This is a genomic window from Atribacteraceae bacterium (assembly GCA_035477455.1).
Taxonomy (GTDB): Bacteria; Atribacterota; Atribacteria; order Atribacterales; family Atribacteraceae; genus DATIKP01.
The window spans coordinates 1-10,990 of record DATIKP010000137.1; the positions used below are offsets into that span (position 1 = coordinate 1).

Below are 10,990 nucleotides of genomic sequence, written 5' to 3' on the forward strand. Positions count from 1 at the left end.
GATACCGACCCTGCAAAAAGGGCTCAAAACCGTTGATCTGGCTGGGGGGAGGGAAACCCTGGCCCGTTATGAACGCTCCGATATCTGTGCGGTGCCCCGGGCTCTGGCGGTGGCTGAAGCGATGCTGGCCTGGGAACTGGCCGTGGCATACCGGGAAAGGCTAGGAGGAGATTCGATGGAAGAAATCCTGCTTCGTCACCATGAATACGGAGAGTATCTCGAACATTTTCTGGAACGTAGCCAGGGAGATCGTCCTGCCGAGAAATGAAACCGTAGGTATTCCCTTTGAAAAGCGTCTTGATTTCTGTATAGTAGTTAGTTGGTGACTCTACTCCCATTAATGGCAGCGAACATGAAAATTGAGGGTGGGATGAAGTGAGGAATCGAGAAAGCAGGCTATTACTCTGTAGGTTTTCAGGTAAAACAAAAACCTGTATTGGTATTACCTAAAAGTCTAAACCGCTAAACACCCACAGCCTGTATTTATAGAGGAGACTAATGAAGATACCTATTGCAAGACCGTTTATCGGTGATGAAGAAAAAGCGGCAATCTGCCGGATTCTTGAATCCGGTATGTTGGCCCAGGGGAACGAGGTTGCATCGTTTGAAGAGGAATTTCGAACCTTCATTGGAACCCGCGAGGCGATAGCCGTATCCAATGGAACAACGGCCCTCTTTGTCGGGCTGAAAGCCCTGGGTATTGGGGAGGGGGATTTTGTCGTGACCACGCCCTTTACCTTTATTTCCAGTGCCACCTCGATTCTGCATTGCGGTGCCCGCCCGCTGTTTTGCGATGTCGATGATCGGACCTTCAATCTGGACCCGAACCGCCTGGAGGACCTTCTCAAACAAAAACGGAGTATCAAGGCCATAGTGACCGTTCACCTTTATGGCCTCCCATCGCTGATGCCGGAAATTCTCTCCCTAAGCGGTCGCTACGGAGTCCCAGTGATTGAGGACTGCGCTCAGTCGCACGGGGCAGGGATCGCGGGGAAATTGACCGGAAGTTTCGGAACCTTGTCCACCTTCAGTTTCTATCCGACCAAAAACATGACCACCGGGGAAGGCGGCATGATTACCACCGGGGAACTTCAGATCGCCGATCGTTGTAGAATGTTGATCAATCATGGAAGCCGGCGGCGTTATGAACACGAGACGATAGGCTATAATTTCAGGATGACTGATATTGCCGCGGCGCTTGGCCGGGTACAGCTTGGGAGACTGGCGGCGTTCAACCAGAAACGGAGAGAAAACGCCGAATATTTCACCGCCGCTTTCCAGTCCCTCCCTGGAATACTGGTGCCCCTGGAGCCTGCCGGGTACACTTCAGTGTATCACCAGTATACCTTGCGCATTGCCCTACGACGTGATGCGCTGGCTGGTTCGTTGGCAGAAGGGGGGATCAGCACCGGTATCTATTACCCGATTCCGGTTCACCGGCAGCCGGCAATCCAGCCCTTTATCGAGAGCATCGACTATCCGCGGGCGGAAAACCTGGCGCGCGAAGTGTTGTCTTTGCCGATCTATCCTCTCCTGACCGATGATGAACGGGAAGAGATCGCCAATCTGGTCGTGGCGTTCATGAAGGGAGAACTGGCGTGAAGCGGATGAGAGTAGGCGTGGTGGGAGCCGGCTACCTGGGACAACATCACGCTCGCATATACGCGGAAATACCGGAAGTCGATCTGGCCGGGGTGGTCGACATCAACCGGGACCGGGCGCGGGAGATTGCCGGACGGTACGAAACCGCTCCCTACTTTGATTACCGTGATCTGTTCGGGAAGGTCGATGCGGTGAGCATCGTGGTGCCTACGGTGCTTCACCGGGCTATTGCCGGTCATTTTATCGAGGAAGGCATCAACATTCTCATCGAGAAACCGGTGACGACCACTCTTGAGGAGGCCCGCGAATTGATGGAGATGGCCAACCGGAGGAATGTAGTGCTTCAGGTGGGCCACATCGAACGCTTCAATTCCGCAGTTATGGAACTTACAAAAATCACCGAGAATCCGATCTTTATCGATTGCTGCCGGATGGGACCCTATGTCAACCGTAATATTGATGTCGGTGTGGTGCTCGACCTCATGATCCATGACATCGATATCGTGACCAGCATCGTGCGCAGCAATGTATCCCGGATCAACGCCTTTGGCTACCCGATTTTTTCGCGTGAAGAAGACATTGCCAACGCCCAACTGTATTTCGATAACGGGTGTATCGTCAACCTGACCGCCAGCCGGGTTACCCGGAAAAAGATCCGCCGGATGGAAGTGACCCAAGTGGATGCCTTTATCTCCATTGACTATCTGGAACAGGAACTGGCCATCTATAAAAAAACCTTGTCCACAGTTCCCAATGTACTGATCGAAAAATCGCTCATGCAAAAAGGAGAGCCGCTTCGTTTAGAACTCGAACATTTTCTCCGCTGTGTTCGCAATGGAGAACGGCCGCTGGTCGGCCTGGAAGAGGGGAAGAACGCATTGGAAGTTGCATTGAAAATTCTTGAAGAAATTAAAATGAACCAAGGCAGTGTGATCAATAATGAACTGTGACGTCGTTGTCGTTGGCGCAGGACCGGCCGGCATCTTCACGGCACTGGCTCTGGCGGAAAAAACCGATTTGCAAGTGCTGGTCGTCGATCGGGGACCGGATATCGAAAAACGAAGGTGTCCGGCCCGGGAGAAAAACCAGGATTGCCGGAAATGCAGTCCTTGCTCGCTCCTGTGTGGATGGGGCGGAGCCGGTGCCTACAGTGACGGGAAGTTAACCTTTTCCCGGGAGGTGGGAGGACAATTATCCCGTTACCTGGATGAAGATTCCTTCGGACAGATTCTCGAAGAGGTGGACTCCATCTATGGTCGTTTCGGCGGGACCAAGAAACTCTATGGCGGGGACCTGGAGCGGGTGGAGGAATTCCGCCGAAGAGCGGAAATGGCCGACCTTATTCTGGTTCCCTCCCGAATCAGGCATCTGGGAACCGACCGCTGCCGGAGCATTCTAAAGAATATGCGCAACTACCTTGAGCCGAAAATTTCTGTTCTGACCAGTGCCGAAGCTTCAGCTATCCTTACCCGGGACGGCGTGGCTTCCGGTGTCGAGCTGGCCGACGGAAAGCGGATCGATAGTGGTTACGTTGTGGTGGCGCCGGGACGGGTCGGAGCAGACTGGCTGAGGCGGGAAGCGGTCAAGCTTGGCCTTCGGTTGGAAAAAAATCCGGTAGACCTGGGGGTGCGGATGGAGGTCCCCGCGTCGATCACGGATGAGTTTACCCAAATTATGTACGAGTTGAAGCTGGTTTATTATTCCCGGACATTTGACGACCGGGTCCGGACCTTTTGTATGTGTCCGGCCGGGGAAGTCGTCACTGAATTCAACGATGGAATCATTACGGTCAATGGGCACAGTTACGAAGACCACAAGACTCCCAACACCAACTTTGCCATTTTGGTCAGTACCCATTTTACCGAACCGTTTCGGGAACCGATCGAATACGGACGGTATGTCGCCCGTCTAGCCAATATCCTCAGTGATGGGGTCGTTATCCAGCGTCTTAAGGATCTCCAGATGGGTCGCCGCTCGACCTGGAAACGCATAGAAAAATCGGTGATCAAACCCACTCTGGAGCGGGCGGTTCCCGGAGATCTGAGCTTTGTTCTTCCTTACCGGTTTCTCCAGGATATTTTGGAGATGATCGCCGCCATGGAGAATTTTATCCCGGGGATGAGTTCCCCCTATAACCTGTTGTACGGGGTGGAGGTTAAATTTTACTCTTCTCGGATCAAGACCGGCAAAACTCTGGAAAGCGAGGTTCGGAACCTCTTTTTAGCCGGAGATGGAGCGGGTATCACGCGGGGACTGATCCAGGCGTCGGCTTCCGGCATTATCGTAGCCCGGGAGATTATAGACCGGATCGGGAGATCGATCCAGTGAAGAGAAAGGTCCTGATCACCAATGACGACGGGTACAAGAGCGAGGGCATCCGTGCGCTGGTTCGTGAATTCCGAGATATTGCCGACGTTCTGCTGGTAGCACCCAGTGAGGAGAAAAGCTGTTCCAGTCACAGTATCACTCCTCACCAGTCGATTGTCGCCCGGGAGATCGAAGTGGAAGGAGTCCAGGGATTTGCCGTCGATGGCACACCAGCGGATACGGTCATCCTGGGACTCAATATTTTCCGTTCCCAGGACCAGGCCGTGGACCTGGTCGTCTCCGGGATCAATCGGGGAGCCAATTTGGGGTTCGATGTCTTCTATTCCGGGACAGTCGCTGCGGCCATGGAGGCAGCTATGAGCGGAGTATCGGCCATGGCTGTTTCCCTGTCCCTCGAGGAGGCCGGTAACTATCACCTGGCGGCGGAAGTCACTCGGGAGATCTTCTACCGGTTTGAAGAAACCCTGATGGGACAAAAAAACCTGGTCCTGAATGTCAACATCCCGGATCGTTCATCGGGAGATGATCTAAAAAGTTGGGTAATCACCGAACTGGGAGACAGATTTTTCTTTACCCGGATTAAACAGAAACTAAAAGAAAACGGTATGCATGAGTTCATTTTCGAAGAGGAAAAACGGAAAGCATCCATTCAGAAAAATTCGGATTTCTGGGCGGTTTGGCACTCTCATGTCTCCATTACTCCACTGCGCCCGAGCCTGACCGACTACCTGATCAAGAACGACCTCCTGGCAGTCCTCTCCCGGAACGGATGATAGAGCCCACGCTGCGAGCTCGTATCCTCTTTCGGGGAATCGTCCAGGGTGTCGGGTTTCGATACTTTGTGTTGAAACGGGCTGCAGAGTTCTCGATCACGGGGTTGGCCCGGAACCTTCCAGGGAGTGAGGTGGAGGTGATTGCCGAGGGAGACCGCCAGGAAATCGAGCGATTTTTCGACGCGATCAGGGAGGGACCGGTGAGTGCTGTTGTCCGGGAAGCGAAAATTTTTTGGGAGCCGGCCAGCGGCGGATATCCCGATTTTCGGATCGGATACTGACCGGTGTTATCCTCCGGAAGGAGGGCGCGATAATGGATTTCGATACACCTTCGACCATGCGAAAGCGACTCGAGATGGTGGAGCGGCAGATCAAAAAGCGGGGTATTACTGACGAGCGTCTGATTAAAGCCTTTTTGCGGGTTCCCCGTCACCTGATGGTCGATACCAGCCGGCCCGAGGCCGCCTACCAGGACTCCCCGCTCCCAATTGGAGAAGGACAGACCATTTCCCAGCCCTATATCGTCGCTCTGATGACCACCCTCCTCGATCCCCAGCCGACGGACCGGGTGCTCGAAGTCGGGACCGGATCCGGATACCAGACCGCCATTCTCGCTGAATTGGCCGGTGAGATTATCAGCATCGAGCGGCTTGGTTCGCTGGCCCAAAAAAGCCGCGATCTGCTCTTTAACCTCGGTTATAGGAATGTGACCATTGTGACCGGTGACGGAAGTATGGGCTTCCCGGATAAAGCTCCCTTTGATGGTATTATCGTCACCGCGCATTCCCGGGTGATCTACCCTGCCTGGACCGCACAGCTGTGCCCAGGCGGGGGGGTGATCGTCCTGCCTTTGGGAGGAGCCCTCCAGCAAACTCTCGTGAAAGGGACCAAAGCCGGTGAAACCCTCTCCATTGCCGAGTACGGCGAAGTGGTGTTTGTCCCTCTGGTGGAGAATGAAACCAATGACTGATAGACAACTGGTAGCGTCGGACACTCTGTCCCCCTTATCCAGTTGCAGACACTTGGAGTGCCAGATCGCCAACGCCCTGGTGGTGTATCATAAGACCTGATCGGTTCCCAAAATCCGATCCGATACCTTGACCGGGAAGGTGCTGGGGCTCCGTCTTCAGGAAAAAGCCGTCAGGGAGCTAAATCATTCGGGGTCTCACCAGGCGATGTTTCCCGCTATCCAACCACCCGGGCGGTGAGGCACGGATACCCGCATACACAACGTAGGATGGGAGTCGACCATGCCGGAAATTATTCAGTGTCCGATCAATCTCAGCACCTCCGACCTTGGCCTGTTGCAAGAATTAGTCGGTCGCCTCAAAACGATACCCGGCCTCCTGGTGGCCGACGCTTCCGCCGATCCTGACCATAACCGATCGGTGATTTCTCTGCTTGGCGGACAAGAGTCATTGTGGCAGGCGGTAGAGGCTATCTTCGAAATGGCCGAGCGGACTATCGCTATCACCCGGCATGCAGGCGAACATCCGAGAATCGGGGCGATCGATGTGGTACCTTTTGTTCCCTGGAGGAGGGTGAGCATGGAACAGTGTATCGAATTGGCCCGCCGGATCGGTGAAGCACTTGCCGGGCGTTTTCAGGTTCCGGTCTACCTCTACGGTGAAGCGGCCTGGCTGGACTCTCGCCGGGACCTTTCTAATTTGCGTAAGGGAGGGTACGAGCGCTTGCGTGAAGAAATCGGAACGATACCGGAGCGCTTTCCCGATTTCGGGCCCCGGGAAACGCATCGCACACTTGGTGCCGTAGCAGTCGGTGCCCGTGGACCGCTTATCGCGTTCAATGTGAACCTGAAAACAGACTCCATCGACATCGCCTCGCGAATCGCCCGGCGGCTGCGGGGAGAGAGCGGAGGACTTAACGCCGTAAAGGCTATCGGCATCCGCCTCACTCACCGGGGAATGACGCAGGTGGCGATGAATATGCTCGACTTTCGGAGAAGTACCCTTTATCAAGCCTATGAACTGATCAAGCTGGAATGCCGGCGCTTTGGGGTTGAGGTGGCCGGAGCGGAAATCGTCGGCTTGGTCCCCCTGGAAGCCTTAGTCGACTTAGCCGGATTGGTCCTGGGAATTCCCGACCTCCGGATGGAGCAGGTGCTCGAATATCATTTCATTGACTTTTCCTGACTAACCTCTTGACTTCTTGACCTTTCCTGATTATAATATTTCCAAAACCTGTATGAGAACAGGAAGGGAGGTTTGTCAAATGAATGGAAGTCGTTTTCCAGTCAAAAGAGCGGAAAGAGGCCTGAACCCTTTTCGGACTATGCGGGGTTTTTTTGGCTTGCGCAGCGACCTGGATACCATTTTTGATGAACTCCTGGAAAGGCCCTTTTTTACTCAGCCCGCCCTGGTGAGGGGATTTCCGACCATTGACGTGGCCGAAACCGAAAACGAGGTAATGGTCAAGGCGGAACTGCCCGGCATCGATCCGAAGAACATCGACGTCAACGTATCCGAAGATAATCTGGAAATCAAGGGTGAAGTCAAGGAGGAACGTGAAGAAGGGTCACAGGAGGTCGGATATTGCCGCAAGGAACGTTTCATCGGAACCTTTGAAAGAACCGTGCCCTTGCCGGCCAAGGTCAAGCAGGATGAGGTCCGCGCGCAGTACACCAATGGTGTACTGAAGATTACCATGCCCAAGCTGGAACCCAGCCGTCCGAAAGCCAGGAAAGTGGATATCGAAGTGGGTTGATCTGTACCCGGCGGGTATCTCCCGCCGGGTTTTTTTTGTGGGTGACGTTGTATTTTTTCCGGTTATTTGTTATAGTGTAACCTTGTCGGGGCGTGGCGCAGTCTGGTTAGCGTGCTTGACTCGGGTTCAAGAGGTCGGAGGTTCAAATCCTCTCGCCCCGACCATCCGTTTTTTCAGTAGAAAGAATGCGAGTTACCCAGTGTTTACTCTAAAGGTTAAGCATGATCTATTATCTCAGTAAATACATCGCCCTATTCCTGTTGCATGTTTTATTCCGCCTTAGAACATCCGGGAGGGAAAACTTCCCGAACCACGGTCCGGTGATCATTGTTTCAAACCATTCCAGCTATCTCGATCCTATCGTTATTGGATGTGCTGCTCCGCGCCGGGTCCACTTCGTCGCCAAGGAAGAGCTTTTCCGCTCCAAAGCGGCTGCCTTTTTTCTGAAACAATTAGGGGCATTTCCCCTGAAACGCTCCGAGGGAGACCGCCATGCCGTGAAAACTATTTTCACTCTCCTGAAACAGGGTAGGGTGGTTTGCCTGTTCCCGGAAGGAACGAGAAATGAAGGAAGGATCCTCCCCTTACGGTCCGGAGCGGTCAAGTTACTTCAGAAAAGTGGAGTGTCCATTGTGCTGGCCGGAGTGCGGGGCACTTATGAAAGTTGGCCCCGGGGTCGACGGAATATCCGGCTTCATCCCATTTCCGTCGTCTTCGCGCCTCCCCTTGACTCCGGTACCCTGGAAAGGGATTCATGTGCAATGTTCCTGAAAACCAGAATGGAGGAATTGATCGGTGTCCCCTAAGCCCCGCCGTCTTTTCATTATCGGTTGTTTTATGGTCGGCATTGCCTGCTTTGTCCCGTTTTCCGGATTGGCCCAAGCCCAATGGGAAGTAGAGTTGGTATTTGACGAGGTTGAGGATGACCTCCCCTTTTTGGATTATCCGGTTGCCGTGCTGGTCGACGAGGGGGACGGGTCGGTTTATGTCAGTGATTGGGGGAACAACCGGGTGGTGGTTTTCGACCGGGAAGGGAATACGCAGCAGATCATCGGGGACGTGAATGGACCGGTCGGACTGGCGATGGACTTAGCCGTGAACCGTTTGTACGTTGTCGAAATGCTGATGAACCGGGTAAAAATTCTTGACGCTGATACGTATGCGGTCCTGGGTTACCTGGAAGCCCTGAACCCGCCGCTTTATGAGCCCCGTGGGATAACGATAGATGGGGAGGGATTGATTTACGTTGTGGACACCAACCGGTCGCGGGTGGTGGTTTTCGACCGAGAAGGCCGTCAAATATACACTTTTGGCCGGGAAGGAATGGGAAATGACGAGTTTTTTCTACCCCGTGGCATCGCTATAGACCAGACAGGACGAATCTGGATCGCCGACACGGTCCACCATGCCGTCAAGGTGTTCGACCGGGAGAAGAACTTTCTGTTCCGTTTCGGACAGGGGGGAAGCGGCGAAACTGATTTTGACCGGGTCCGCTACATCACGATCCGGGGAAATTATGTTTTTATTAGTGATTACAATAACCACCGCCTCAAGGTCTACGACTTGGAGGGCAATCTAGTCGAAATCGTCGGGGGCCGGGGTAGCGGGCACGGTCAATTTGTTTCTCCGGAAGGCGTCTGGGCCGACAACCAGGGTAAAGTATGGATCGCCGACGCTGGTAACAGCCGAATTCAGAAGCTAAACTTCAGTTACCTGATCGACCGACGCTCTCATCTCGATGTTCTTCTCAGGGAGGGCCGCATAGATGAACTCCTCACCTTGGCCGGTACCCTTCCGCAAGAAAAGCGTGATGACCCGGCAGTCGGCCGCTTGCTATTTGAAGCGTACCAGCGGAAAGGCAATACCGACCAGATGCTTCATCATGCAGAGATCCTGTGGGTCTCCGATGAGGAGAACCGTGATTACTGGAGGAATATCCTGGGCGGGTTATATTATCAACAGGCTATATCCTCACGGGGATTCCGACCGATGGAGGAGATCAGGGAACTTTTCCAGAAGGCTTACCGACTTGGTAACACGAGAGCTTTTTTTTCTTATCTGTGGGTGAGCTTTCTTCTGTTCGGTGGTTCGAGTGTCATGTTGATCTTTCTGGGCATTTTCTTGTTTGTTCTCCTGATTATTTTTTATCGTCTGAAGACGTCCCGTTTCCGGAGGTGGTAGCGATGGTCCGTCAACCGGCTTTTTCCGGCTATTTCTACCCGGACGATCCCGCGACATTGAAAAAGATGATTGATGCTTTCTACCGCATGCCTGACGGACCTGGCGCAACCTTTACTCAACAGTCGATTCCACCCCTCCTGGGAATAGTTGTCCCCCACGCTGGCTATCAATATTCCGGACCGGTGGCTGCCTGGTCGTTCGGGGCTCTGGCCCAGGGTGCCCGGGCGGAAACCTATGTCCTGCTGGGACCCTGCCACCATCCTGGAAGAACGGGGATCGCTTTGAGTGAAGCGGATGTTTGGCAGACTCCCTTGGGTGAGGTGGCCGTTGACCAGGAAGCGGGGGCTTTTCTCCTGTCTCGCGGAACGGGCTGCGGCTTTGACGGGAGCGCCCATGTCCGGGAACATTCCATCGAGGTTCAAATCCCCTTTTTACAGTATTTTGTTCCCGGACCGCTGAAAATCTTGCCGATCATCATGCTGGACCAGTCTGAAGAGGCGGCATTCGTGCTTTCTGGACTCCTGGCGGAGCTGTCCCGGACGAAGTCGCTTGCCGTCATCGCCAGCTCTGATTTTACCCACTATGAGCCGGAAAGCGAAGCGCGAAAAAAGGACCTTCCATTGATCGAGCTGTTAACCGGTTTGCAGGTCAGAGAATTCTACCGGTTTCTCGATGAAAAGAGGGTAACCACCTGTGGACCGGGCTGTCTGGCCGTCCTGGCTGGACTGCAGAAAAGGCTTTCCGGACTCTCCGGCCGGCTATTGCGCTATGCGACAAGTGGTGAAACAAGCCACGACTATCAACGGGTGGTCGGTTATGCCTCGATCATTTTCCCCCGGGGGGAGTGGTAACTCTTTATCTGTAAAATTTATTCTTTATGTTTGACTCGGTGACAACATCCTCTCAAGAGCTCGCTTAAAATGTCCCCTTTCTGAAAGCCGGTTTATAAAGAGAGGGGTCGCTCAGATAAGGAGACCTTCCCTATAAAAAAAAGACTGTTGCCGTTGGGTGGGCAGGAAATGACCCGTTTGGGTCGTTCTCTCTCGGGTCCCGGAAACCACCATGACCATCCGGAGACCTCCCAGATTTTAGGAATCAGCTCGACACCTTCCAAATCAATCTTTCCGTGTTTGAAGACTCTGTCATAAATGCAATATCTGTACTGGCTTCTGAAGCTGAACGGAGACTGGGATGCTTACTGGTGGAAAAGGAAACAAGAGGTTAAGCAGATAGCGGCTTGAATGGTATTACGGAAAATGAGATGCTAACTGGAAGAGGTTAGCTCGGCTCTACTTTATATTGTGTGGAAAAGAATATCAAAAAAGCTTATGGTGGTAAGGACCCCGGAACAGAAAATTAAAGGGAAGGAGGTCTTACCACCA

At 53.5% G+C, this 10,990-nt stretch carries 12 protein-coding genes and 1 tRNA gene; all 13 read left to right on the forward strand.

The window, feature by feature from the left end; genetic code table 11:
- Window positions 1-268, forward strand: a 268-nt coding sequence (locus VLH40_08325; GenBank protein HSV32008.1) for a chorismate synthase, incomplete at its 5' end; no start/stop codon positions are given.
- Between the two features lie 230 nt (window positions 269-498).
- Window positions 499-1,602, forward strand: coding sequence for a DegT/DnrJ/EryC1/StrS family aminotransferase (locus tag VLH40_08330; protein HSV32009.1), 1,104 nt, complete (start codon window positions 499-501; stop codon window positions 1,600-1,602).
- A 5-nt stretch (window positions 1,603-1,607) separates the two neighbouring features.
- A complete protein-coding gene (locus VLH40_08335) occupies window positions 1,608-2,552 on the forward strand; it encodes a Gfo/Idh/MocA family oxidoreductase (protein ID HSV32010.1) in 945 nt (314 codons plus the stop codon).
- Window positions 2,542-3,930: an FAD-binding protein gene (locus tag VLH40_08340; protein HSV32011.1), complete on the forward strand. Its 1,389-nt coding sequence runs from the start codon at window positions 2,542-2,544 to the stop codon at window positions 3,928-3,930. The genes VLH40_08335 and VLH40_08340 overlap by 11 nt, the downstream gene beginning before the upstream one ends.
- On the forward strand, window positions 3,927-4,703 hold the full coding sequence (gene surE / locus VLH40_08345; GenBank protein HSV32012.1) for a 5'/3'-nucleotidase SurE: 777 nt from the start codon (window positions 3,927-3,929) through the stop codon (window positions 4,701-4,703). Before VLH40_08340 ends, surE begins: the two co-directional genes overlap by 4 nt.
- A complete protein-coding gene (locus VLH40_08350) occupies window positions 4,700-4,984 on the forward strand; it encodes an acylphosphatase (GenBank protein HSV32013.1) in 285 nt (94 codons plus the stop codon). Before surE ends, VLH40_08350 begins: the two co-directional genes overlap by 4 nt.
- Before the next feature lie 32 nt (window positions 4,985-5,016).
- Window positions 5,017-5,673: a protein-L-isoaspartate(D-aspartate) O-methyltransferase gene (locus tag VLH40_08355; GenBank protein ID HSV32014.1), complete on the forward strand. Its 657-nt coding sequence runs from the start codon at window positions 5,017-5,019 to the stop codon at window positions 5,671-5,673.
- A 280-nt stretch (window positions 5,674-5,953) separates the two neighbouring features.
- Window positions 5,954-6,856 carry a glutamate formimidoyltransferase gene (ftcD, locus tag VLH40_08360; GenBank protein ID HSV32015.1) on the forward strand — a complete coding sequence of 301 codons (903 nt, stop codon included), beginning with the start codon at window positions 5,954-5,956 and terminating at the stop codon, window positions 6,854-6,856.
- A gap of 79 nt (window positions 6,857-6,935) precedes the next feature.
- Window positions 6,936-7,427 carry an Hsp20/alpha crystallin family protein gene (locus VLH40_08365; protein ID HSV32016.1) on the forward strand — a complete coding sequence of 164 codons (492 nt, stop codon included), beginning with the start codon at window positions 6,936-6,938 and terminating at the stop codon, window positions 7,425-7,427.
- A gap of 86 nt (window positions 7,428-7,513) precedes the next feature.
- Window positions 7,514-7,591, forward strand: a tRNA-Pro gene (locus tag VLH40_08370).
- 57 nt (window positions 7,592-7,648) lie between these two features.
- A complete protein-coding gene (locus VLH40_08375; GenBank protein ID HSV32017.1) occupies window positions 7,649-8,233 on the forward strand; it encodes a lysophospholipid acyltransferase family protein in 585 nt (194 codons plus the stop codon).
- The gene (locus tag VLH40_08380; protein ID HSV32018.1) at window positions 8,223-9,608 is read left to right on the forward strand and encodes an NHL repeat-containing protein; all 1,386 of its coding nucleotides are present in this window, start codon (window positions 8,223-8,225) and stop codon (window positions 9,606-9,608) included. The genes VLH40_08375 and VLH40_08380 overlap by 11 nt, the downstream gene beginning before the upstream one ends.
- A 2-nt stretch (window positions 9,609-9,610) precedes the next feature.
- Window positions 9,611-10,459, forward strand: coding sequence for an AmmeMemoRadiSam system protein B (amrB, locus tag VLH40_08385; GenBank protein HSV32019.1), 849 nt, complete (start codon window positions 9,611-9,613; stop codon window positions 10,457-10,459).
- Window positions 10,460-10,990: the final 531 nt, after the last annotated feature.